General features: G+C 43.2%; 24 protein-coding genes and 1 pseudogene. 13 read left to right on the top strand and 12 right to left on the bottom strand.

Features of this window, described 5'->3' with window-relative positions:
* Positions 1-24 precede the first annotated feature (24 nt).
* From dapD to HW271_RS00780, 4 genes are all read left to right on the top strand, one after another.
* On the top strand, positions 25-723 hold the full coding sequence (gene dapD, locus HW271_RS00795) for a 2,3,4,5-tetrahydropyridine-2,6-dicarboxylate N-acetyltransferase (protein WP_178894488.1): 699 nt from the start codon (positions 25-27) through the stop codon (positions 721-723).
* Positions 724-785: 62 nt separating this feature from the next.
* On the top strand, positions 786-1,916 hold the full coding sequence (locus HW271_RS00790; RefSeq protein WP_178894487.1) for an N-acetyldiaminopimelate deacetylase: 1,131 nt from the start codon (positions 786-788) through the stop codon (positions 1,914-1,916).
* A 3-nt stretch (positions 1,917-1,919) separates the two neighbouring features.
* Positions 1,920-2,459 (top strand): 5-formyltetrahydrofolate cyclo-ligase, encoded by a 540-nt coding sequence (locus HW271_RS00785; RefSeq protein ID WP_178894486.1) that lies wholly within the window; start codon positions 1,920-1,922, stop codon positions 2,457-2,459.
* A complete protein-coding gene (locus tag HW271_RS00780) occupies positions 2,443-3,117 on the top strand; it encodes a rhomboid family intramembrane serine protease (protein ID WP_075227066.1) in 675 nt (224 codons plus the stop codon). Before HW271_RS00785 ends, HW271_RS00780 begins: the two co-directional genes overlap by 17 nt.
* A gap of 74 nt (positions 3,118-3,191) precedes the next feature.
* Here HW271_RS00780 and HW271_RS00775 read toward each other — a convergent pair whose 3' ends face one another.
* The 5 genes from HW271_RS00775 to HW271_RS00755 all read right to left on the bottom strand — a co-directional run bounded on the left by HW271_RS00775 (position 3,192) and on the right by HW271_RS00755 (position 9,391).
* A complete protein-coding gene (locus HW271_RS00775; protein ID WP_178894485.1) occupies positions 3,192-4,571 on the bottom strand; it encodes a glycoside hydrolase family 1 protein in 1,380 nt (459 codons plus the stop codon).
* 108 nt (positions 4,572-4,679) lie between these two features.
* The gene (locus HW271_RS00770; RefSeq protein ID WP_178894484.1) at positions 4,680-6,533 is read right to left on the bottom strand and encodes a proline--tRNA ligase; all 1,854 of its coding nucleotides are present in this window, start codon (positions 6,531-6,533) and stop codon (positions 4,680-4,682) included.
* 16 nt (positions 6,534-6,549) lie between these two features.
* Positions 6,550-7,806, bottom strand: coding sequence for an RIP metalloprotease RseP (rseP, locus tag HW271_RS00765; protein ID WP_178894483.1), 1,257 nt, complete (start codon positions 7,804-7,806; stop codon positions 6,550-6,552).
* Positions 7,807-7,827: 21 nt separating this feature from the next.
* Complete coding sequence (locus tag HW271_RS00760; RefSeq protein WP_178894482.1) at positions 7,828-8,631, bottom strand: phosphatidate cytidylyltransferase; 804 nt, start codon at positions 8,629-8,631, stop codon at positions 7,828-7,830.
* Positions 8,632-8,638: 7 nt separating this feature from the next.
* On the bottom strand, positions 8,639-9,391 hold the full coding sequence (locus HW271_RS00755; RefSeq protein WP_178894481.1) for an isoprenyl transferase: 753 nt from the start codon (positions 9,389-9,391) through the stop codon (positions 8,639-8,641).
* 213 nt (positions 9,392-9,604) lie between these two features.
* Here HW271_RS00755 and HW271_RS00750 point away from each other — a divergent pair, with 213 nt between their 5' ends.
* The 9 genes and pseudogenes from HW271_RS00750 to HW271_RS00710 all read left to right on the top strand — a co-directional run bounded on the left by HW271_RS00750 (position 9,605) and on the right by HW271_RS00710 (position 17,138).
* Positions 9,605-10,000 carry a helix-hairpin-helix domain-containing protein gene (locus HW271_RS00750; RefSeq protein WP_178894480.1) on the top strand — a complete coding sequence of 132 codons (396 nt, stop codon included), beginning with the start codon at positions 9,605-9,607 and terminating at the stop codon, positions 9,998-10,000.
* Positions 10,001-10,294: 294 nt separating this feature from the next.
* Positions 10,295-10,882 (top strand): flavin reductase family protein, encoded by a 588-nt coding sequence (locus tag HW271_RS00745; protein ID WP_178894479.1) that lies wholly within the window; start codon positions 10,295-10,297, stop codon positions 10,880-10,882.
* A complete protein-coding gene (locus HW271_RS00740; RefSeq protein WP_178894478.1) occupies positions 10,860-11,429 on the top strand; it encodes a GNAT family N-acetyltransferase in 570 nt (189 codons plus the stop codon). Before HW271_RS00745 ends, HW271_RS00740 begins: the two co-directional genes overlap by 23 nt.
* A 29-nt stretch (positions 11,430-11,458) precedes the next feature.
* Positions 11,459-14,110, top strand: a complete 2,652-nt coding sequence (locus HW271_RS00735) for a valine--tRNA ligase (RefSeq protein ID WP_178894477.1) — start codon at positions 11,459-11,461, stop codon at positions 14,108-14,110.
* Positions 14,111-14,144: 34 nt separating this feature from the next.
* A pseudogene (locus HW271_RS00730) lies at positions 14,145-14,437 on the top strand (hypothetical protein); the annotation flags it as partial.
* Positions 14,438-14,456: 19 nt separating this feature from the next.
* Entirely contained in the window at positions 14,457-14,618 is a 162-nt protein-coding gene (locus HW271_RS00725) for a hypothetical protein (RefSeq protein WP_178894476.1), read from the top strand.
* A gap of 118 nt (positions 14,619-14,736) precedes the next feature.
* Complete coding sequence (locus HW271_RS00720) at positions 14,737-15,312, top strand: TetR/AcrR family transcriptional regulator (RefSeq protein ID WP_178895639.1); 576 nt, start codon at positions 14,737-14,739, stop codon at positions 15,310-15,312.
* Complete coding sequence (locus HW271_RS00715) at positions 15,309-15,989, top strand: ABC transporter ATP-binding protein (RefSeq protein ID WP_178894475.1); 681 nt, start codon at positions 15,309-15,311, stop codon at positions 15,987-15,989. The genes HW271_RS00720 and HW271_RS00715 overlap by 4 nt, the downstream gene beginning before the upstream one ends.
* A gap of 3 nt (positions 15,990-15,992) precedes the next feature.
* The gene (locus HW271_RS00710; protein WP_178894474.1) at positions 15,993-17,138 is read left to right on the top strand and encodes an FtsX-like permease family protein; all 1,146 of its coding nucleotides are present in this window, start codon (positions 15,993-15,995) and stop codon (positions 17,136-17,138) included.
* A gap of 131 nt (positions 17,139-17,269) precedes the next feature.
* Here HW271_RS00710 and HW271_RS00705 read toward each other — a convergent pair whose 3' ends face one another.
* The 7 genes from HW271_RS00705 to HW271_RS00675 all read right to left on the bottom strand — a co-directional run bounded on the left by HW271_RS00705 (position 17,270) and on the right by HW271_RS00675 (position 22,767).
* Positions 17,270-17,869, bottom strand: a complete 600-nt coding sequence (locus tag HW271_RS00705; protein WP_006151288.1) for a response regulator transcription factor — start codon at positions 17,867-17,869, stop codon at positions 17,270-17,272.
* Positions 17,870-18,967: a sensor histidine kinase gene (locus HW271_RS00700; protein WP_178894473.1), complete on the bottom strand. Its 1,098-nt coding sequence runs from the start codon at positions 18,965-18,967 to the stop codon at positions 17,870-17,872.
* The gene (locus HW271_RS00695; protein WP_006151291.1) at positions 18,967-19,704 is read right to left on the bottom strand and encodes an ABC transporter permease; all 738 of its coding nucleotides are present in this window, start codon (positions 19,702-19,704) and stop codon (positions 18,967-18,969) included. Before HW271_RS00695 ends, HW271_RS00700 begins: the two co-directional genes overlap by 1 nt.
* A gap of 1 nt (position 19,705) precedes the next feature.
* Complete coding sequence (locus HW271_RS00690) at positions 19,706-20,590, bottom strand: ABC transporter ATP-binding protein (RefSeq protein WP_178894472.1); 885 nt, start codon at positions 20,588-20,590, stop codon at positions 19,706-19,708.
* Entirely contained in the window at positions 20,577-20,771 is a 195-nt protein-coding gene (locus HW271_RS00685; protein ID WP_000709296.1) for a hypothetical protein, read from the bottom strand. Before HW271_RS00685 ends, HW271_RS00690 begins: the two co-directional genes overlap by 14 nt.
* On the bottom strand, positions 20,768-20,974 hold the full coding sequence (locus tag HW271_RS00680) for a hypothetical protein (protein WP_178894471.1): 207 nt from the start codon (positions 20,972-20,974) through the stop codon (positions 20,768-20,770). Before HW271_RS00680 ends, HW271_RS00685 begins: the two co-directional genes overlap by 4 nt.
* Before the next feature lie 125 nt (positions 20,975-21,099).
* Positions 21,100-22,767, bottom strand: a complete 1,668-nt coding sequence (locus HW271_RS00675) for a DAK2 domain-containing protein (protein WP_006151349.1) — start codon at positions 22,765-22,767, stop codon at positions 21,100-21,102.
* Position 22,768: the final 1 nt, after the last annotated feature.

Here is a 22,768-nt window from a genome sequence, read left to right as displayed (position 1 = left end):
ATTACAAAGAGTGAGGAGACATCAATGACTGCTACAAAAATGAATGCCCAAGAAATTATCCAATTTATCGCAAATGCTGAGAAAAAGACAAGTATAAAAGTGACCTTTGAAGGACAACTTGCCGGAGCTATCCCTGTCTCTGTTATCAAGCTTGGGAATGTTCTCTTTGGAGACTGGAAAGATATCGCTCCACTTCTTGATGGACTAACAGAAAACAAGGACTATGTTGTTGAACAAGACGCTCGCAACTCTGCTGTGCCTCTCCTTGATAAACGTGATATCAATGCTCGTATCGAGCCAGGCGCTATCATCCGTGACCAGGTTGAGATTGGCGACAACGCTGTTATTATGATGGGAGCTGTGATCAATATCGGTGCAGAAATCGGAGCTGGTACTATGATTGATATGGGAGCTATTTTAGGTGGACGTGCTATTGTCGGTAAAAATAGCCACGTCGGTGCCGGTGCTGTTCTTGCAGGTGTTATCGAACCAGCCAGCGCTGAGCCTGTTCGTGTCGGTGACAATGTCCTCATCGGTGCTAACGCTGTGGTTATCGAAGGTGTTCAAATCGGTAGCGGTGCTGTTGTTGCAGCAGGTGCCATCGTCACTCAAGATGTTCCAGAAAATGTTGTGGTAGCAGGCGTTCCAGCTCGTGTTATCAAAGAAATCGATAGCCAAACCCAACAAAAAACAGCGCTAGAAGATGCGCTTCGCACCTTGTAATTAGTAACAGAGGCGGAAATGTTTCCAGCCTCTTTATTCGTATCAGTAGAAGGAAATTAGATATGTTAGATTTAATTCAAACTCGACGCGATCTTCACCAAATTCCGGAGATTGGTTTAGAAGAATTCAAGACTCAAGCTTATTTACTAAGCATCATTGAAAAATTAACAGCTGGCAAGGATTTTGTTCAGATTCGGACCTGGCAGACAGGTATTTTAGTTTACTTGCAGGGAAGTCAGCCAGAACGTACCATTGGTTGGCGAACAGATATTGATGGACTCCCAATCGTTGAACAAACAGGCCTTCCTTTTGCCTCTCAACACCCAGACCGCATGCATGCTTGTGGACACGATTTTCACATGACCATTGCCCTTGGAAGTCTCGAACGTGCTCTAGAAAACCAACCCAAAAACAATCTCCTCTTTCTCTTCCAACCTGCCGAGGAAAACGAAGCCGGCGGCATGCTCATGTATGAAGACGATGCCTTTGGCGACTGGTTGCCTGACCAATTCTATGGACTCCATGTCCGTCCAGACTTAAAAGTTGGACAAATTGCGACCAATACCCATACACTCTTTGCAGGAACTTGCGAAGTCAAGATTCGTTTCAAGGGTAAAGGCGGTCACGCTGCCTTTCCACATCAAGCAAACGACGCTCTGGTTGCAGCTAGCTATTTTGTCACTCAAGTTCAGTCGGTTGTCAGTCGTAATGTCGACCCTATCGAGGGTGCTGTCGTCACTTTCGGTGTTTTTCAAGCTGGTACAACCAATAATGTCATCGCTGATACAGCCTTCTTACATGGAACCATTCGAGCTCTCACACATAGCATGAGTCTATTGGTACAAAAACGTGTCAAAGCCATCGCTGAAGGTGTCGCAGCTGCTTTTGATATGGATGTGGAAGTTGAACTCAAGCAGGGAGGTTACCTACCTGTCGAAAACAACCCTAAATTAGCCCAGGAATTGATGACTTTCTTTGATGAAAAAGAGGGCATTGAACTAATCGACATCGAACCTGCCATGACAGGAGAAGACTTTGGTTATCTTCTCTCTAAGGTTCCTGGTGTCATGTTCTGGCTTGGCATTGACAGCCCTTATGCTCTTCACCATCCACAGATGAGTCCTAAGGAAGAAGCTCTGGCTATCGGTGTTGAGGCTGTATCAAGCTTTTTAGCCAAGAAAGCTGCGGAGTAAACAATGAAAAAAGCCTTACGCAAGCAGGTCTTGCAAGAACTCAAATCTCTATCCAAAGAAGAAAAGGAAGTCATGGGCGCTTGGTTGACTGAGCAACTACTTCTACATTCCTTCTACAAGGAAGCAAAAACCATCGCCACTTACCTGTCTTTTCCTCATGAATTTCAGACAGCTAGACTCATTGAAGAAGCTCAAAAAGATGGAAAGACTATCCTCATTCCCAAAACCTATCCACATGGGAAAATGGACTTTGTTCTATATGAACCAGAGAAACTCGAAAGAAATTCTTTTGGACTTCTTGAACCACAGGGGAAAACTATTGTCTTTGAGCCGTCTCAGATTGACTTGATCCATGTTCCTGGTTTAGCTTTCAATCCTTCTGGTTATCGAATTGGCTACGGTGGTGGCTATTACGATCGCTACTTGGAGCATTTCCCAGGCAACACTATCAGTACACTTTATCCTTGTCAGATTCAGGACTTCCATCCTGATCCACACGATATTCCAGTTGAGGAGGTACTCATCTATGAAAGAAATTTTTGATCGTCGTTATCCTGTCACGAGCTTCTTTCTACTCGTGACAACCCTGATTTTTGTACTCATGTTTCTAACCAGTGGTTTCAACTATACCAGCGCAGCCACCTTGTATAAATTCGGAGCTGTGTATCCCCCTGCTATCAAGGCCATGCCTGAACAAATCTGGCGCTTATTCTCCGCAACCTTTGTCCACATTGGCTTACAGCATTTTCTCGTTAATATGCTTTCCCTTTACTTCTTGGGACGGCAAATGGAACAAATCTTTGGCTCCAAACAGTTTTTCTTTATCTACCTTCTTTCGGGTATGATGGGAAATCTCTTTGTCCTAGTTTTTAGTCCCAATGCTATTACTGCAGGTGCTTCAACTGCTCTCTACGGGATGTTCGCCTCTATTGTCGTTCTTCGTTATGCTTCACGCAATCCCTATCTCCAGCAGCTCGGGCAATCCTACCTCTCCCTCTTAGTCATCAACCTAGTAGGTAGCGTTTTAATGCCTGGTATCAGCCTTGCTGGACACGTAGGTGGAGCTGTCGGTGGCGCATTACTAGCTATCGTCTTCCCAGTTCGAGGCGAAAGAAAGATATACAGCCCAGGCCAACGTGGTCTAGCAACCCTAGCCTTTATTGCTCTGTCAGCTTTGTTACTTTTTATCGGATTATTATAAAACAAGAAAAACCATTGGAAAAACTCGTAAAGAATTGATTCCCAATGGTTTTTTGAATCTATATAAAAAGTTGCTTAAAACCCATTGTTGTCACTGAGCTCTTTGAACCAGTGGCCGGATTTTTTCAGGCGACGTTCTTGTGTTTCTAAGTCTAGCTCGACCAAACCATAGCGATTTTTGTAACTATTGAGCCATGACCAGCAATCAATAAAGGTCCAGATCAAATAGCCTTTACAGTTGGCACCGTCTTCGATAGCACGATGGAGTTCACGCAGATGTCCTTTGACAAAGTCGATACGATAGTCGTCCTGAATCATGCCATTCACACGGAATTTATCTTCACCTTCAACACCCATCCCATTCTCAGTCAGCATCCACTCAATATTGCCATAGTTTTCTTTGATGTTTTGGGCAATGTCATAAATTCCTTGCTCGTAGATTTCCCAACCGCGGTGTGGATTAATCTTGCGACCTGGCATCACGTAAGGTTCATAGAAATGCTCTGGCAAGAGTGGGCTGTCAGGATGCTTAGCAAAACGTGGCGCCATGACACGCAAAGGCTGATAGTAGTTGACTCCTAGGAAGTCAACGGTGTTCTCACGAATGAGTTCCAACTCTTCGGTTGTGTATTCTGGTAACAAGTCATGCTCAGACAAAATTTCCACTAACTCTTCTGGATATGTTCCTAAAACAGACGGATCTAGGAAAGATTGGGCCTGGAAGAGATCTGCAATACGAGCAGCTTTCACGTCAGCAGGATGTTGGCTACGTGGATAGGCTGGTGTCAAGTTGAGGACAATCCCAATCTTAGAGCCTGGTAAGACTTCATGACAAGCCTTAACTGCAAGAGTGCTGGCTAGCTGGGTATGATAGGCAACCTTAACTGCCGCTTTGGCATCTACCTTATGAGGGTAATGGGCATCATAGAAATAGCCAAACTCTACAGGAACGATAGGCTCATTGAAGGTAATCCACTGGTCAACCAAGTCTCCATAAGTTTCAAAACAGAAACGAGCATAGTCTTCATAGGCCTTAATAGTTGCTTTATTTTCCCAACCATCCCCATCTTCTTGAAGGGCGAAAGGCAGGTCAAAGTGATAAAGATTGACTAAGAGACGAATGCCCTTGGCCTTGATGGCCTCAAAGACCTGACGGTAGAAAGCCACACCTTGAGGATTGACTGCTCCACGACCCTGTGGGAAAATACGTGACCACTGGATAGAAGTTCGAAAGGCTGTGTGGCCAGTTTCTAACAATAGTTCGATATCCTTTTCCCAGTTTTCATAGAAGGTCGATGTCTTATCTGGGCCAATCCCATTGTAGTAGCGATTTGGCTCTACTTGATACCAATAATCCCAGAGATTATCTCCCTTGCCGTCACCAGGTACTCGTCCTTCTGTCTGTGGTCCAGAAGTTGAGGAACCCCAGACAAAATCCTTTGGAAATTTTAGCATAGTACTACCTCTTTTTACGCTTTTAATGTTTACTTTCTCTCATTATAAAGAAAAAACAAGGCAAAAACTAGTTACATTTTTGTCTTGTTTTTCTTCTGATTATAGATTTTATTTATTTGTTAGGATTTCAAGGGTTTCAAGCAAGTTATCTGCGTGAACTTCGATTGTATCTCCTGTCGCCTTAATCTTGACTTCTACGATACCATCCGCTGCTTTTTTACCAACAGTAATACGGATTGGAAGACCAATCAAGTCGCTATCGCTGAATTTAACACCGACACGTTCGTTACGGTCATCCGTCAAAACTTCGTAACCTTTGTTTACCAAGGCTGCTTCGATACGATCTGTCAATGCAAGAGAGTCTTCATCCTTGACATTAACCGGAATCAAGTGCACATCAAATGGCGCCAATTCTTTAGGGAAGTTGATTCCCCAAGCGTAACGATATTCGCCTTTTGGAGTTTTGTTAACAAAGAGGCGAGCGTGTTGCTCCATAATCGCTGAAAGGAGGCGACTAACACCGATACCGTAGCATCCCATGATAATTGGGATCGCACGACCATTTTCATCCAAGACATCTGCTCCCATACTTGCTGAGTAGCGAGTTCCCAGTTTGAAAATATGACCAATTTCGATACCACGGGCAAAGTTGAGAACACCTTTTCCATCTGGTGAAATTTCGCCCTCACGCACTTCACGGATATCTACATACTCAGCAGTGAAATCACGACCTGGATTAACACCAGTCAAGTGGTAGCCATCTTGGTTGGCACCAGCAACAGCATTGCGAAGATCTTGAACTTTACGATCTGCAATGATTTTCACATTTTCAGGTAGACCGACTGGTCCTAGAGAACCGAATCCTGCTGGAATGACAGCAGCGACTTCTTCTTCAGTGGCTACGTCAAAGAAATCCGCTCCCAAGTGGTTTTTCAATTTTACTTCATTAAGTTGGTCATTTCCTACTAGAAGGGCTGCGACAAGCTCACCATCTGCCATGTAGAAGAGAGTTTTGATAGTTTGCTCTTCTGGAACGTTTAGAAAGGCTGCTACTTCGTCAATAGATTTAACACCTGGTGTTTCCACGCGAGTCACTTCATTTTCAGTCACAACACGGTTGCTTGGTTTGTAGGCGTTAGTTGCCATTTCCAAGTTAGCTGCATAGCTTGACTCACTTGAATAGGCAATGGTATCTTCACCAGAAACCATCCATTTGAGCAATTCTGCCTTGATTTCTTTCTGTACATCTACAGGAATCTCATCAAATGATGCGACAGATTTATCTAACACTACCCAACGGTCAAGGTCTGTACGAGCAGGTGTGATGGCCATAAATTCTTGGCTGTCCTTACCACCCATTGCTCCACCGTCACCGATGATGGCTTTGAAGTCCAAGCCACTACGAGTAAAGATACGCTCATAGGCTGCCTTGTACTCATCATAGGTTACATCCAAGCTATCATAGTTAGCGTGGAAGCTATAACCATCTTTCATGATGAATTCACGCGTACGAAGAAGTCCATTACGTGGACGTTTTTCATCACGGTATTTAGGCTGGATTTGGTACAAGTTTAGTGGCAATTGCTTGTAAGACTTGACAGAATCACGGACAATCGCTGTGAAGGTTTCTTCGTGAGTCGGGCCCAAGATAAAGTCTGATTTCTCACGATTTTTCAATTTGTACAAGTCTTCACCGTAAGTATCATAACGGCCAGATTCACGCCAAAGGTCAGCACTGAGAAGGGCTGGAGCCAACATCTCAACAGCACCAATCTTGTCAAATTCTTGACGCATGATCTTCTTAGCTTTTTCGATAACACGGTTAGCAAGTGGCAGGTAAGAATAGACTCCTGCTGATACTTGACGAACATAACCAGCACGCAACATAAGAGCGTGGCTGATAACTTGAGCATCGCTTGGCATTTCGCGAAGCGTTGGGATTAGCATTTTACTTTGTTTCATATTTTTCCTCTAATTCTTAAAAGAAGGTTCGCATGATGTCGTTCCATGTAACGGCGATCATCAAGACAACCATAATCACAACTCCAACTAGAGTAACATAGGTTTCAATTTCTTGTTTCAGTGGTTTGCGGCGAATAGCTTCAATAATATTGAGCACGATTTTCCCACCATCAAGTGCCGGGATAGGAATCAAGTTGAAAATCCCGATATTGATAGAAATCATAGCCAAGAAGAACAAAACATTCTCAAGACCATTTTTAGCAGCATCGCTACTTGCCTTAAAGATTGCAACAGGTCCACCTAACTTATTCAAGTCAGGTTGGAAAATCAAGTTTTTCAAGGCATTGAGAATGCGCAAAGCTGAGTCAGCTGCAGATGTGAATCCACCTACAAACATAGACCAGATATCCGATTTAAGTCTCGGTTGAACACCCAAAATATAACGCCCTTGGCTTTCCTCAGGTGTCACACTGACTTGTTTTTCAGTTCCATTTTCAGAGACTGTCACATCTAAAACAGGTGCTGTTTTATCCTTGGTCTCTGCTTCCACTGCCTGAATCAAATCTTGCCAGTTACTGATTTCGTGTGAACCGACTTTAGTGATTTGGGCCGTATTTTCAAGGCCGACTTTTGCTATCGCGCTATCAGGGATGATACTAAAGTTATTACTTTGTGTATCACGAACACCACCTTGCATGAAAATCAAAATCCAGAAGACGACAACTCCTAGGATAAAGTTATTCATGGGGCCTGCAAAGTTGGTAATCAATTTGCCCCAGACAGTTGCATTTTGATATTGAACGTCTAGCGGAGCGATACGAACTTCCGTTCCATCAGCTTCCACAATAGTTGCATCATGGTCTACGGAGAACGTTTTTTCCTCTTCCAAGACCAAACCTGTGATAAAGAGTTTATCCTCAAAGTCAAACTGGGTTACTTGCATCGGAAGAGCCGTTTGGTCGACCTTCTTACCAGAAAGATTGATGCGCTTAACCTTGCCATCTTCGGCTAAGGTCAAACTAACAGGAGTTCCTGTCTTAATCTCTGTGGTATCTTCACCCCAACCTGCCATGCGGACATAACCACCAAGCGGTAGGAGACGAATCGTGTAAGCAGTCCCGTCTTTCCCGATATGGGCAAAGATTTTCGGACCCATACCAATGGCAAATTCACGAACCAAAATTCCAGACTTCTTAGCAAAGTAGAAATGTCCGAACTCGTGAACCACCACGATAATTCCAAAAACAAGGATAAAGGTTAATAATCCTAACATTTAATATCTGTCCACCTTTCCTTAAAATAAGCCGAATAGGTGCATAATAGGGAACACGGCCAACATAGAATCAAAGCGATCTAGTACCCCCCCATGTCCAGGGATGAAGACCCCTGAATCCTTGACTCCAAAGTGGCGTTTCATAGCACTTTCAATCAAGTCACCCAATTGACCTGCAATACTAAAGAAAATAGCAAAGAGTGTCATTTTGTAAATACCATAAGGAAGGGCAACTGTACTATCCACTAACATAAAGATGAGTGTAACAAGCATGGCAGCTATAATACCACCAAAAGCTCCTTCGACTGATTTGTTAGGAGAAACTCTTGGAGCCAATCTTCTCTTGCCGAAATTCATTCCAACGAGATAAGCACCACTATCTGTTGCCCACACGATACAGAGAGCCAAGAGCGCTTTATCCAAGCCAGCGATTCGAGCATCGACTAAAGCGTTGAATCCAAAACCAACATAGAAACTCATGGCGATTGGGTATACAGCATCTTCAATGGTGTAATTCTTGCTAAAAACAGTGCAACCTAACATGATAAAAATCACAACACCATATGCGACAACATTCCCATCTACAGGTAAAAATGTCAAGTAGTTTTCTAGGGGGATTGTCAGTGCGAAAGTTGCTAGCAAGGTCAACAAACTCTCAGGGGTCATGGTGTTTAACCCTTTCATCTGGAGCAACTCACGAACTCCAAGCATGGCTAAAATTCCCATCACAATCTGTAGCCACAGCCCTCCAACCATCAAGAGTGGGATAAAGATAGCTAGGGCCAAAGCGGCAAATATGGTCCTCTTTATTAAGTCCTTTTTCATAATGTTCCTATACTCCTCCAAATCGACGATTGCGGCGGTTAAACTCTGCAATAGCTTCCTTTAAGGCTTCCTCATCAAAGTCAGGCCACAAGACATCTGTGAAATAAAGTTCACTATAAGCTGCTTGCCAAGGCAAGAAATTACTCAAACGAAGCTCGCCACTAGTTCGGATGATTAAGTCAGGATCGCGCAAAGTTTTCGGCAAATGTCCCGTAAAGAGATATTCCCCAATCAACTCTTCTGTAATATCACCGGGATTGATCTTAGCATCTAAAACATCCTGTGCAATCAACTTGACTGCCTGTGTAATCTCAGCTCGTCCACCATAATTAAGGGCAAAGTTGAGAATCAAACCTGTATTTAACTTGGTCAACTCTTCCGCTTTTTTCAAAACATCAAAGGTCTCTTTAGGCAAACGATCAGTCTCCCCAATCATTTGAATCTTCATGTTCTTTTGGTGCAATTCGGGAACATACTTATCATAAAATTCAACCGGAAGGTTCATGATAAACTTGACTTCCTGATCTGGACGTGTCCAATTTTCAGTCGAGAAGGCATAAACTGTCATAGCCTTGACACCCATATCACTAGCAGCAATCGCTACTGTTCTCAGAGCATCCATCCCAGCCTTATGCCCAAAGACACGTGGCTGCATTCGTTTTTTAGCCCAACGACCATTGCCATCCATGATAACTCCGATATGCGCTGGTACCATCGCTGGTGTTTCTGTTACTTTATCTTTTTTTAAAAATCCAAACATGATTGTATTCCTATTCAAAAATCTATCGTTTCATTATACCATATTTTTCGCTTTTCTTCTATCATATTCTCTTATTCTAAGGCGGAATTCCCCATAGGACTCCTATCTTTCTCAACTAACAAGCCTTGCATTTCCCAAAGAAAGTTGATACAATAAAACATAAAGATTTATCCTTGTTCAGTCACAGGGGTTTTTTATTGAAAGGATCTTATCATGTCAAAAAAACTACAACGTAAAAAACAATTAAGAAACAATCTTCGTCGCTCAGGCGCACTTTCAAACGCTGTAAACAAGGTTGTCGAAGAAACAAAAAAAGTTGTGAAACACGCTGAAAAAGCAGCAAGTGAAGCAGGAAAAGCTGTTTCTAAGCAAGTTGAAAAAACTGTAGAAGCAACTAAAGAACAAGCTCAAAAAGTTACAAGCTCTGTAGAGGAATTCGCAGCCAACCTAGGTGGACTTTCAGTAGATCGCGCTAAAACTTTCTACGATGAAGGGATCAAATCTGCAGCTGACTTCAAAAACTGGACAGAAAAAGAACTCCTTGCCTTGAAAGGAATCGGTCCAGCAACTATCAAGAAATTAAAAGAAAACGGCATTAAGTTCAAGTAATCTTTCTTGTTCCTTGCTTTTCCGTCAAAAACTTGTTAAAATATAGCCATTAGAGGTGTTTTGAGTCCCACATTTTACAGAAAGTGGCGGAGCTGAGAAATCCACAAATGTGTCAAAACTGGTTGCTAATGGATGAAATTTAAAAATGAAATATAAATGTCTTTTTGTTTTAAAGACGAGAGTTGCGGGCATCTGCCCGAAATTGGGTGGTACCGCGGATTAAACACATTCGTCCCTGTCAGATTGATGACAGGGGCGATTTTTATTTTGCACCCCTAGCCAAAGGAGGTTGTCATGAAACAATCTTTTAAAACAAGTAAGCTCTACTATGGTTTTCCTATCTTCATTTTAGGCTATCAGGACCAGAACTTTGGGCACAATATCACGACCTGCAGTTCCTCTTATAGCCTTGGCGATTGGCTAGTCATCGGGGTTGGTGCTGAGGAAAATGCGGCTGACCAGATTAAGCATTATCAACAGTTCACTGTGAATATCCCTGACGAAAACCTCATGCTTGAGATGGAACAGGCTGGCTTTATCAGCCATCGGGAGAAATTGAAACACCTAGGGCTTGACTACGAGATTTCTGAACGAACTCAGGCTCCGATTTTGGAGGCCTGTCCAGTCGTTTTGGATTGCCAGGTAGAACGGATTATCGAGGAAGATGGCATCTGCCATATCTTTGCTAAAATTCTCGAGCGACTAGCTGATCCAGAGCTCTTAGATGACAAGGGACATTTTAAAAATGACCGCTTTGCGCCGACTTACTTTATGGGGGACGGCCACCAGCGCGTTTATCGTTATCTGGACGACCGAGTCGATCCCATGGGGAGCTTTATCAAGAAAGCGAGGCAGAAGAATGACAAGAGCAACATTACCTGAACGAATCGAAACGGAGCGTCTGGTCTTACGAGTCCGTACAGTAGCGGATGCTGAGGATATTTATGCCTACGCTAGTCTCCCAGAAGTTTCTTACCCAGCAGGCTTTCCACCTGTCAAGACCTTGAAAGATGAGATTTATTACCTAGAGCATATCCTTCCCGATCGTAATGAAAAGGAAAATCTCCCAGCAGGCTATGGAATTGTGGTCAAAGGGACTGATAAAATCATCGGCTCTGTTGATTTCAACCATCGCCACGAAGATGATGTGCTGGAGATTGGCTATACTTTGCACCCCGACTATTGGGGCCGAGGTTATGTACCAGAAGCGGCGCGTACCTTGATTGACTTAGCTTTTAAAGAATTGGGGCTTCACAAGGTAGAATTGTCTTGCTTTGGCTACAATGTCCAAAGTCAACGAGTCGCTGAGAAGCTTGGTTTCACCCTTGAAGCTCGCATCCGAGACCGCAAAGATGCTCAGAGCAACCGCTGTGACAGTCTCATATATGGCTTGCTGAAGAGTGAGTGGGAAACTCAAGGTCAACATTAAAAATAGAAATAACTAGAAAGGACACACACATGTCTAAAGAACTTTCACCTAAATACAATCCAGCTGAGGTTGAGGCTGGTCGTTACCAAAAATGGCTTGATGCCGATGTTTTCAAGCCTTCAGGCGATAAAAAGGCTAAGCCATATTCTATCGTCATTCCACCACCAAACGTAACTGGGAAACTCCACCTTGGTCACGCTTGGGATACGACTCTTCAGGATATCATCATCCGTCAAAAACGTATGCAAGGCTTTGATACGCTTTGGCTTCCTGGTATGGACCACGCGGGGATTGCAACTCAGGCTAAGGTTGAGGAGCGCTTGCGTGGTGAGGGCATCAGTCGTTACGACCTCGGTCGTGAGAAATTCCTTGAGAAAGTCTGGGAATGGAAAGATGAATATGCCACTACTATCAAGGAACAGTGGGGCAAGATGGGGCTCTCTGTAGACTACTCTCGTGAGCGTTTCACCCTTGATGAAGGTTTGTCAAAAGCCGTGCGCAAGGTCTTTGTGGATCTATACAAGAAAGGCTGGATCTATCGTGGTGAGTTTATCATCAACTGGGACCCAGCAGCTCGCACAGCCCTTTCTGATATCGAGGTGATCCACAAGGACGTGGAAGGTGCCTTCTACCACATGAACTACATGCTGGAAGACGGCTCACGCGCCCTTGAAGTTGCGACAACTCGTCCTGAGACTATGTTTGGGGACGTTGCCGTTGCGGTCAATCCAGAAGACCCACGCTACAAGGACTTGATTGGTAAAAACGTCGTCCTTCCAATCGCTAATAAACTCATCCCAATCGTTGGGGACGAACACGCAGATCCTGAGTTTGGTACGGGTGTCGTGAAAATCACACCTGCCCACGATCCAAACGACTTCTTAGTTGGTCAACGCCATAACTTGCCACAAGTTAACGTCATGAACGACGACGGAACCATGAATGACTTGGCCTTCGAATTTGCAGGCATGGACCGTTTTGAAGCTCGTAAAGCAGTCGTTGCTAAGTTGGAAGAAATCGGTGCCCTTGTTAAAATCGAAAAACGTGTTCACAGTGTTGGTCACTCAGAGCGTACAGGTGTCGTGGTTGAACCACGCTTGTCTACGCAATGGTTTGTCAAGATGGACCAATTGGCTAAGAATGCCATTGCAAACCAATACACAGATGATAAGGTTGAATTCTACCCCCCTCGTTTCAACGATACCTTCCTCCAATGGATGGAAAATGTCCATGACTGGGTAATCTCTCGTCAGCTCTGGTGGGGTCACCAAATCCCTGCTTGGTACAATGCTGAGGGTGAAATGTACGTTGGTGAGGAAGCTCCAGAAGGTGACGGATGGACTCAGGACGAAGACGTCTTGGATACTTGGTTCAGTTCTGCCCTTTGGCCATTCTCAACTATGGGCTGGCCTGATGTCGATTCAGAAGACTTCAAACGTTACTTCCCAACGTCAACCTTGGTAACAGGTTACGATATCATCTTCTTCTGGGTGTCTCGTATGATCTTCCAATCTTTGGAATTCACTGGTCGTCAGCCATTCCAAAACGTCCTGATTCACGGTTTGATTCGCGACGAGCAAGGACGCAAGATGTCTAAGTCACTCGGTAACGGGATTGACCCAATGGATGTTATCGAGAAATATGGTGCCGATGCCCTCCGTTGGTTCCTTTCAAATGGTTCTGCACCAGGGCAAGACGTGCGCTTCTCTTATGAGAAAATGGATGCTTCTTGGAACTTCATTAACAAGATTTGGAACATCTCTCGCTACATCCTCATGAACAATGAAGGCTTGACCCTTGAGCAAGCAACTGCCAATGTGGAAAAAGTTATTAACAAGGAAGCTGGAAACGTTACTGACCGCTGGATTCTCCACAACCTCAATGAAACGATCGGAAAAGTCACTGAAAACTTTGACAAGTTTGAGTTTGGTGTCGCTGGCCACATCCTCTACAACTTCATTTGGGATGAATTTGCGGACTGGTACGTTGAGTTGACCAAGGAAGTCCTTTATAGCGATAATGAAGGAGAGAAAGTCATCACACGTTCTGTTCTCCTTTATACTTTGGACAAGATCCTTCGTCTCCTTCACCCAATCATGCCATTCGTGACAGAGGAAATCTTTGGACAAATCTCAGAAGGCTCTATCGTCACAGCGGAATACCCAACTGTTAACCCAGCCTTTGAAGACCTTGCAGCTCACACGGGTGTCGAAAGCCTCAAAGACTTGATCCGTGCCGTTCGGAATGCGCGTGCGGAAGTAAACGTAGCACCAAGCAAGCCAATCACCATCCTTGTTAAGACAAGCGATAGCGACTTGGAATCCTTCTTTAACAGCAATGTCAACTACATCAAACGCTTCACAAATCCAGAACACTTGGAAATTGCATCAACCATCCCTGCACCTGAACTCGCTATGTCAAGCGTCATCACAGGAGCAGAAATTTACTTGCCACTCGCAGACCTCCTCAATGTCGAAGAAGAATTGGCTCGTCTCGATAAGGAACTAGCTAAATGGCAAAAAGAACTGGATATGGTCGGTAAGAAGCTCTCTAACGAACGCTTCGTAGCCAATGCCAAACCAGAAGTCGTCCAAAAAGAACGCGACAAACAAGCCGACTACCAAGCCAAATACGACGCGACCGTCGCACGTATTGATGAGATGAAGAAGTTGGTGAAATAAACACAGAAACACGGTGATGAGCCGTGTTTTTTGGGGAATTGCTGAAACAACTGGTGTTGTAAAGAATAGAATGGATTTATTTGATCCTTATTTTGACATAATCGAAAAGGTTGGTGGCAAAAATCTAAGGGGCGTGTGCGTTTGACTGCCAAAGAATTTGAAAAAACCAAGGAGTTTCAATCGGATTTTATTTTATCCTTGGTTACCAATCTAGATGACATTTCAAAGTTAGTATTAATCGATAATCCATTGAATCATTTTGAATTTAAAAAGAGTATCATAAAGAATGAAGTTATAGAATACAGAAGTCTTGAAGATTTGTATTAGTTCCCTTTAACTTTTCCAATTGAAGGAACGAGAAGTATTGACAGGTCAACGACTAAACGAACTAGAAATCAATAGTAATCGATTGCCCAAGTTTAAAAATGGTGAAATCGAGATTGAATTCATCTGGATTGATACCGAAAACCCACCAATCGATGCCATCGGCTGGATAGCAAAGAAATAAAAAGTCCGCTGTTTTTTTGTTTTGTGTTTTACAGTTTTTTCTTGACAAGTATTTCTTTTTTATGGTATCCTTTTATGCAACAAGTGTTGCGCAACAGATGTTGCGCGAAAGGAGTCTTATGCCACCCAAGGTTAAATTTAGTAAAGAGGCTATGATTGGGATAGCTTTACAATTGGTGAGAGAAGAGGGAATGGCTAGTTTGACAGCTAGAGCATTAGCGGAGAAACTAGGAGCCACACCGAGAGTCATTTTTGGGCAATTTGCTAATATGTCTGAGTTACAAGCAGAGGTTATTGGTGCTGCGGAAATGGTCGTGGTGGAGTATATTCGCAAGGCCTTAGAAGATGAGAAGCCTTTTCGATCTGTCGGGGTTGCTTATATACTTTTCGCCTCAAAAGAGCCTCAACTCTTTCAATTGCTTTTCCAAAATCCTAGTAAAGATCCCATTCGTCGCTTTCAAGATTTTCTTCCCATGAAGGATCATAGTTACCAATTGGTTCTGGATTCGATTGTCGCAGACTATCCTTTGACTGTAGAGGAGGCTAGTCGATTGTACCAGCATCTATTTATCTACTCACATGGGATGGCCTCTATGGTTGCTTCTGGTATTTATCAATTCAGCATGGAAGAAGTAATTGGATTAATGACAGAGGTTTGTCAGTCGCTCATCAAAGAAATGGTAGGAAAAAAATGATTCAACTAGAAAATATTCACAAAAGTTACGGCCAAACCAAGGTTTTAAAAGGGATTGACTTGCAGATTCAAGACCAGGATAATGTGGTTATCCTCGGCCCTTCTGGATCGGGAAAGTCAACTCTCTTAAACGTGTTATCAGGCTTAGAAAAGGTAGATGAGGGGCATATCCTCATTCAAGGGCAAGATTTATCACAACTCGCGGATGCTCAATTGACAGCCTTTAGACGTGAGAAGATTGCCTTTATCTTCCAGCAGTATTATTTATTGCCTAATCTGACAGTCAAACAGAATGTAAAGATGGGGGCAGACCTGGCAAACAATCATGACTTTTTGCAGATCATAGAAGATTTGGGACTTGGCGATAAGCTAGACAAGTATCCGAGTGAATTGTCGGGTGGGGAACAGCAGAGAGTCTCTATTGCCCGGGCCTTGGCCAAAAAGCCAGAGATTCTTTTCTTAGATGAGCCGACGGGAGCCCTCGATGAAGAAACAGGGCGCAAGATTCTCGACTATATCTGGAAACTGAAGGAAAAGCTCGGCTTTACCCTCATCATGGTGACGCACAACCAAAATATTGCGGATATGGCCAGAACCATCATTCGAGTCAATAGTGGCAAGATTACCGAAGTTGTGACCAATGATCAGCCTCAGACTGCTTATGAGATTGGATGGTAAGCCATGTTTTCAGTAAAAGATATTCGAAAATTAGTTGTCGTCAGCATCATTGGGGCTTGTGCGGTCTTTGTGGCCAATCTCTTCTTAAATTTTTACTTGGACATCGAGCAATTAGAGATTTCGAAAACCAATCCCATGATTCAGACCTACTATGATGCCCAGGTTTCGCTTTCTTGGATGGTGGCCATGGTCAGTGGGGTCGTCTTGTCCTTGACGTCGGTCCTTCTCATGTGTTTTTATATCAAACAATTTGTCGATGACCACAAGGAACAATTAGGAATTTTAAAGGCCTTGGGCTACAGTAATGGCCAGTTGGCTAAACGATTTTGGGCCTTTGGACTGAGTTTTGGAGCTGGAGCGCTTCTTGGCTATTTAGCTTCTTTTCTTATAATGGAGCATTTTTATGACTTTCGTAATGAGAAGGGGATCCTGCCAGAAATCACCATTCATTTTCATTGGCAGCTCTTGCTTGCTTTGGTGATCCTGCCAACGGTATTTTTTATGCTTCTCGCGATTGGCTATGCTAGAAGACAATTACAAACGCCGACTCTTCGCTTATTGAAAAAATCTCCAACACCAATCAAGGCTCAAAGGAGAAAGAGGGCTCCTAAGAAAGAGAAGGCCTTCCTAAAAGAGCTGTCCTCATCACTGATTTGGGGGAGAAAATCTATACTGTTTTTTGTAGTCTTTGGCTCTATGTGTTTTGCGGCCATGGTTCAATTGTCCTTTGGCCTCAGGGATTACACAGATGATATCATCCAAACCATGATGATCATGATTGGCTTGATCCTTTCTTTCTCGATACTCTTTTTGTCATTGGGGATTGTGGTCTCTGAAAGTCGCGAAACCTTGGCTCTTATGAAGGCTTTTGGCTACACCGATCGTGAATGCCAAGGTCATATTCTCGCTCCTTATCGTTTTTGGGCTTATCTAGGATTTGTTTTAGGGACGGCTTATCAATACGGTATCATGGAAATCTTGATTGGTATAATCAAAGATACGGTTCCTGAAAAGATTGAGCATCACTTTGATGGGAATGCTTGCTTCTGGACTTTGATCGGTTTTGCTGTGGTTTATGAAAGCCTCTTTTATCTATCCAACAGAAAACTCCAAAAACAAACCATCAAAGAAGTGCTCTTAGCTGAATAAATAGAAAAGGTTGGCTTTCCCAGCCTTTTTCTTTATGTGACTTTCACTCCGTCTCGCTCCGTTAGGTGCGAGTCACATAACACAAAAAATCTCTTAGATTCATTTCTAAGAGATTTTTTCTTTCTCTCCCCTCACAACCAGCCTTCTTCTTCGGCAGTTTTGGCTGCTTCGGTTCGGTTGCTGGCGCCTAGTTTGGAGAGGATATTGGTCATGTAATTACGGACGGTGCCGTTTGAGAGGTAGAGCTTGTCAGCAATTTCTTGGTTGGAGAGGCCTTGGGCAACTCCATGCAAAACAGCGACTTCCTGCTCGGTCAAGGGATTGGGATGAGTCATCATGACTTCCATCAGCTCTGGAGAATACTCCTTGCGCCCCTCTAACACCGTATGCAGGGTTTGCATGAGCTCGGCGATGCTCCGCTCTTTCAAGACATAGGCGTCTACTCCTGCTTTGACCGCTCGTTCAAAATAACCTGGGCGTTTAAAGGTCGTAACGATAACTACCTTGGTTTCAGGTACTTCTTGTTTGATCCACTCGAGAGCTTCGAGTCCCGTCTTGACTGGCATTTCAACGTCAAGGATGGCAATATCTACTGCTTCTTTCCCCAAAATCTCAATAGCCTCGGCTCCATTTTTCGCCTGCAAGACAGTCTCTACATCTGGCTGAAAACTTAAGAGCTGGCACATGGCGTCTCTAAGCATACTTTGATCTTCTGCGACTAATACTTTCATCTACTTTCTCTCCTTATAAGGCAGATGCACGCGCACCTCTGTTGGATGTTTCAAGCTGACCAGCTCTACTTGACCTGAGAAGGCTGCAACACGATCTCGGACTGTATGGAGTTCATTTCCTTTTACAGTTGCAAAACCTTTCCCATCATCTCTGACCGTCAATAGCAATTCCTGATCTGTACGTTCCAGTTTTAGATAGGCTTTTTCAGCACTGGAATGTTTGATGATATTGGTCGCCAGTTCTAACAAAATCATAGCAGCCGTCGACTCCACATCCTGGGTCAGGCTAGCCTTGTCCAATTGATTGTCAACCTCAACCTCAATTCCAGCAATCTCCAGCATCTTTTTGACAGTTTCAAGCTCTGATGCTAGAGTCCGTGATTTCAGATTTTCCACGATGGTTCGTACTTCATTCATAGAATCCTTGCTGATCTGGTGAATTTCTTTTAATTCCTTCTCCACCTGTGGATAGGCCTGCATCTGAAATAACTGCAAGGCTAAATCTGTCTTGACACTCAGCATAGCAAAGGTATGCCCCAGACTATCATGCAAATCCTGACCGATACGACTGCGTTCATTTTCAGCAAGCAATAAATTTATCTGAGCATTTTGCTTGGCCTGGGCTTCTTTCAAATCCTCGACAATGCGAATCCGAACCAAACCCAATGTCATCAAATCGACAAAAGTAAGAATCCCAAGCTCAAAGGCTACAGCCTCAGTTTCGACTGACTGAAACATCATGAGTTGTCCAACAACAAGAACTTGAGCAAGGAGAAAAGTCCAGACATGAAGAGAACGTAAGCTACGCACTCTAAAATGATAAATCAAGAGATTGGCAAGGAAAAAGAAGAACCAGACATAGTTGCCATAAATAAAGACGGTATTCCCAGCTACATAGGCTAGCATGATAATCCAAAAGAGCCAGGATAATCGCTGACTCTTGGTTGTCAAAACGCCTAAGTAAGCCACCACAAATAGAATATCAACTAGTAAATGCCAGCTAGGAATTTCCCCAACTACTGCAGAGAGGATAGGGAAAACCATAAAAATCAAACTGGCCCAAAACATATAGTGTATGCTTTTCAGTCTTTCAAGCATTAAGCATTCTCCTTATGACCTTGAAGGTAAATAGTCAAACCAAATAAAACTGCTGAAAAAACAAGTAGATAAACTGTGGATGATAAATTGATGCCTCCCTCGTTTAAGAAGGTCTTGAGCAATTCCATCAACTGATAGGTTGGTAGACACTTCCCGATTGCTTGCATCCAGTCTGGAAATAAAGTGATGGGCATCCAGAGTCCGCCTAAAACAGCCAAGCCTAGATAGAGAAGATTGCCCACGACAGACATCAGCTGACTAGACGGTAAGAGTGTCAGGATCAAACCAAGCGCTACAAAGGCTATACTTCCCGCAATCAGCAAGAGCGCAGCCCCAATCCAGCTTCCTAAAGGCATATCCACACCTCTGACCAAGTGCCCAACTGAGAAAACAACCAGGATTGAAACCAAATAATCAACCATCATACTTGTTATCTTTGATAGATAATATTCTACCATATTTACTGGAGTATGGCGTAATGTTTTCTGCCAGTTGTTGATTTTATCGGTATGTAAAACAGCTGGGAATGAAAACATAGCTGTCGACATCATAGAAAAGGCCGTCATAGAGATAAGGTAGTCGCGCATAAAATTAGCTGGCCCATCTGGTGTATCCTGGTACATGCCTGAAAAGAATAAATAGAAGGCCGTCGGCATCCCTACGGATAATAGATAATAGACTAATTGTCGTTTGGTCAATAGAAATTCTATCTTGTTTAGTGCGATCCATCGTTTCATCTTAGTCATCTCCCTTTTGTGTTTCTTCAAAGATTGTATCTAGCAAGCTACGGTTATTGACTTCAATTTCTTGTATCCTACAGCCTGCCTGGACTAACAGTTGCCAAAAAGCATCCGCTTCGCGTGTGACTACTTGCAGGGCATCTTGTTTTTGTGACCAGTTTTCAATCAAGTTTGACTGCTCAACGACTTCCTTATAAGCCAGAGGTAGGATAAAGTGCTTTTCAATCTCTTCACTGCGCATAGCTAGTGGTGTCGTATCACGAATCAATTCTCCCTTATTTAAGACCAAAATCCGGTCTGCTGTATGCTCTACTTCCTCAATATAATGAGACGAATAGAGAATGGTGACTCCCTGCGCTTTTAAGTCTTGGACAATTTCCCAAAAACGTTGACGAGTTGAGGTATCCATGGCCGCAGTTGGCTCATCTAAAAAGACAAGCTTTGGTCGGCCTATCAAGGTCAAGACAAATGAAAAGAGACGCTTTTGCCCACCTGACAATTTTTCTGCCAATTGTTCTTTTTGCTTCTTGTCAAACTGCAATAGTTGATCGATCTCCTGGTTGTTCAAGGGATTTGGATAAATACTTTGAAAGAAAGCAATCAACTCTTTGACCTTTAATTTCTGAACGATGACATTTTCTTGAGGGAGGTAGCCTCTAATATAGTCTAACTTAGAGCTCGTCACTGGCAAGCCTTGAATGGATACTTGACCGCTGGTAACTAGCTTATCTCCAAGTAAACAATCTAAGAGTGTGGTCTTTCCAGCACCATTGGGCCCAATCAAGGCGACACATTCACCTTCAGCTACCTCAAAGGAAATATCCTTCAAAATAGCCTTGCCCTTGATGTTCTTATTTAAGCCTTCTACCTTAATCATGTTCATGATACTCTCCTTTCAGCCACTCCTTCCCCATCGGAAAGGCGATAAAAATCATAAATCCTAGACCCCAAGCACCGCGAATGACTTGGTGAAGGAAGGCTTGGTCAAACCACCCTGTAAACATTTCGACCAACCATACCACTAGTGATAGTGCAATAAAGAGATAGAGAATCGCTTTTTTCATTTTTCAAACTCCTTTTTCACATCTGAGATCAATTTCAAACCTTCTCGAATCAACCAAGACATCATACCAAATCCTGCAAATAACTCCCAAGGAAAATGATAGAAGCCTTCGTCCAATCCTGAAAACATGAGATAAGTCATGACTCCTGCTGCTACTAAACTCATTGCGACAATTACTTTATGTTTCATTTTTTCTTCCTCCATTTGATACATCTATTATAATTCTTTGAAGGTTGTGTCACTAGAAGCTTCTGTCATGAGGAAATATGACAAATGTCACAAAAAAAGAAAGTTGATTTCTCAACTTTCTTTTTTCTATTATTTAATCTTTATTCCACACTGAAAAGATATGGGTAAACTGGTTGTTGACCTTGGTGAATTTCTACTTCAACATCTTCGAATTCTTCTGCGATTTCTTGAGCAATTTCATTTGCCAATTCTTCACTTCCGTCTTCTCCGACATAGAAAGTTACGATTTCACTGTCTTCGTCCAACATATGTTTCAAAGTTTCAGTCAAGGTTTGGTGCATGTCAGGGTTTGATACGAGGATCTTACCATCTACCATACCAAGATTATCATTTTCATGGATTTCCAAACCATCGATAGTTGTATCACGAACGGCTGTTGTTACACTACCGCTGATGACATCGCCAAGAGCTGCAGTCATGCGTTCTTTATTTTCTTCGATTGATTTGCTTGGATCAAAGGCAAGAAGACTAGTCAATCCTTGAGGAATTGTACGAGCTTCTACCACAACAGCTGGTTGCTCTAAGACTTCAGTTGCTGATTGAGCTGCCATGAAGATATTTTTGTTATTTGGCAAGAAGATGATATTGCGAGCATTAACTTGCTCAACAGCCTTGACGAAGTCTTCTGTCGAAGGGTTCATAGTTTGTCCACCTTCGATGACATAATCCACACCTTGTGCACGGAAGATGTCTGCCAAGCCTTGTCCAGCTACTACTGCGATAAGGGCATATTCTTTTTCTTCAGCTGGCTTGCTAACTTGAGCTGCTTCTTTTTCTACTTGCGCTTCGTGTTGGTTACGCATGTTATCGACTTTAACCTTAACCAAGCTACCGTATTTAAGACCTTCTTGCAAGACAAGTCCTGGATCTTCTGTATGGACGTGAACTTTAACGATTTCATCGTCATTAACAACAAGTAGAGAATCCCCAAGATTGTTCAAGTAGTTACGGAATTCTTCGTAGTCAAAGTCTTTAGCATAAGTTGGGCCTTGTTTGAGGGCAACCATGATTTCAGTACAGTAACCAAAAGTAATGTCTTCTGTTGCCACATGTCCAGCTACAGACTTGTGGTGTTCAGCATTGATCATTTCACTCATGTTTGCGGGAGTAGCAACAAAGTCCTCAGAAGCGCTGTATTCACCAGTAAGAGCTGAAAGGAAACCTTCATAGATGAAGACCAAACCTTGACCACCTGAGTCCACAACTCCAACTTCCTTCAAGACTGGAAGCATTTCAGGAGTTTTAGCAAGAGCTGCTTTAGCTCCTTCTAAGGCCGCACGCATAACTTCAACTGCGTCATCTGTTTGCTCTGCTTTTTTCTTAGCCCCGATGGCAGCTCCACGTGATACAGTCAAGATAGTTCCTTCAACTGGCTTCATAACAGCCTTGTAGGCTACTTCTACACCAGATTGGAAGGCAAGGGCCAAATCTTGACCTGTAAGTTCATCTTTTTCCTTGATAGCTTGTGAGAATCCACGGAAAAGTTGAGAAGTGATAACTCCTGAGTTTCCACGCGCACCCATCAAAAGACCTTTAGCCAAGATACTTGCAGCCTCACCAACTGTTGAAGCTGGTTTGTCTGCGACTTCCTTAGCACCATTTTCGATAGTCATCCCCATGTTTGTTCCTGTATCTCCATCTGGAACTGGGAAGACGTTCAATGAATTGACATATTCGGCTTGCTTGTTCAAACGAGTTGAAGCAGCCTGTACCATTTCTTGAAATAAGCTTGTAGTAATATTTGACACG

The organism is Streptococcus sp. oral taxon 061, assembly GCF_013394695.1.
Taxonomy (GTDB): Bacteria; Bacillota; Bacilli; order Lactobacillales; family Streptococcaceae; genus Streptococcus.
This window is presented reverse-complemented; position numbering and strand designations above follow the sequence as displayed.

Bases quoted from the DNA above. Each gene is read 5' to 3' on its own strand.
- dapD (WP_178894488.1), top strand. From the start codon at position 25: ATGACTGCTACAAAAATGAATGCCCAAGAAATTATCCAATTTATCGCA.
- HW271_RS00790 (WP_178894487.1), top strand. From the start codon at position 786: ATGTTAGATTTAATTCAAACTCGACGCGATCTTCACCAAATTCCGGAG.
- HW271_RS00785 (WP_178894486.1), top strand. From the start codon at position 1,920: ATGAAAAAAGCCTTACGCAAGCAGGTCTTGCAAGAACTCAAATCTCTA.
- HW271_RS00780 (WP_075227066.1), top strand. From the start codon at position 2,443: ATGAAAGAAATTTTTGATCGTCGTTATCCTGTCACGAGCTTCTTTCTA.
- HW271_RS00775 (WP_178894485.1), bottom strand. From the start codon at position 4,571: ATGCTAAAATTTCCAAAGGATTTTGTCTGGGGTTCCTCAACTTCTGGA.
- HW271_RS00770 (WP_178894484.1), bottom strand. From the start codon at position 6,533: ATGAAACAAAGTAAAATGCTAATCCCAACGCTTCGCGAAATGCCAAGC.
- rseP (WP_178894483.1), bottom strand. From the start codon at position 7,806: ATGTTAGGATTATTAACCTTTATCCTTGTTTTTGGAATTATCGTGGTG.
- HW271_RS00760 (WP_178894482.1), bottom strand. From the start codon at position 8,631: ATGAAAAAGGACTTAATAAAGAGGACCATATTTGCCGCTTTGGCCCTA.
- HW271_RS00755 (WP_178894481.1), bottom strand. From the start codon at position 9,391: ATGTTTGGATTTTTAAAAAAAGATAAAGTAACAGAAACACCAGCGATG.
- HW271_RS00750 (WP_178894480.1), top strand. From the start codon at position 9,605: ATGTCAAAAAAACTACAACGTAAAAAACAATTAAGAAACAATCTTCGT.
- HW271_RS00745 (WP_178894479.1), top strand. From the start codon at position 10,295: ATGAAACAATCTTTTAAAACAAGTAAGCTCTACTATGGTTTTCCTATC.
- HW271_RS00740 (WP_178894478.1), top strand. From the start codon at position 10,860: ATGACAAGAGCAACATTACCTGAACGAATCGAAACGGAGCGTCTGGTC.
- HW271_RS00735 (WP_178894477.1), top strand. From the start codon at position 11,459: ATGTCTAAAGAACTTTCACCTAAATACAATCCAGCTGAGGTTGAGGCT.
- HW271_RS00720 (WP_178895639.1), top strand. From the start codon at position 14,737: ATGCCACCCAAGGTTAAATTTAGTAAAGAGGCTATGATTGGGATAGCT.
- HW271_RS00715 (WP_178894475.1), top strand. From the start codon at position 15,309: ATGATTCAACTAGAAAATATTCACAAAAGTTACGGCCAAACCAAGGTT.
- HW271_RS00710 (WP_178894474.1), top strand. From the start codon at position 15,993: ATGTTTTCAGTAAAAGATATTCGAAAATTAGTTGTCGTCAGCATCATT.
- HW271_RS00705 (WP_006151288.1), bottom strand. From the start codon at position 17,869: ATGAAAGTATTAGTCGCAGAAGATCAAAGTATGCTTAGAGACGCCATG.
- HW271_RS00700 (WP_178894473.1), bottom strand. From the start codon at position 18,967: ATGCTTGAAAGACTGAAAAGCATACACTATATGTTTTGGGCCAGTTTG.
- HW271_RS00695 (WP_006151291.1), bottom strand. From the start codon at position 19,704: ATGAAACGATGGATCGCACTAAACAAGATAGAATTTCTATTGACCAAA.
- HW271_RS00690 (WP_178894472.1), bottom strand. From the start codon at position 20,590: ATGAACATGATTAAGGTAGAAGGCTTAAATAAGAACATCAAGGGCAAG.
- HW271_RS00685 (WP_000709296.1), bottom strand. From the start codon at position 20,771: ATGAAAAAAGCGATTCTCTATCTCTTTATTGCACTATCACTAGTGGTA.
- HW271_RS00680 (WP_178894471.1), bottom strand. From the start codon at position 20,974: ATGGAGGAAGAAAAAATGAAACATAAAGTAATTGTCGCAATGAGTTTA.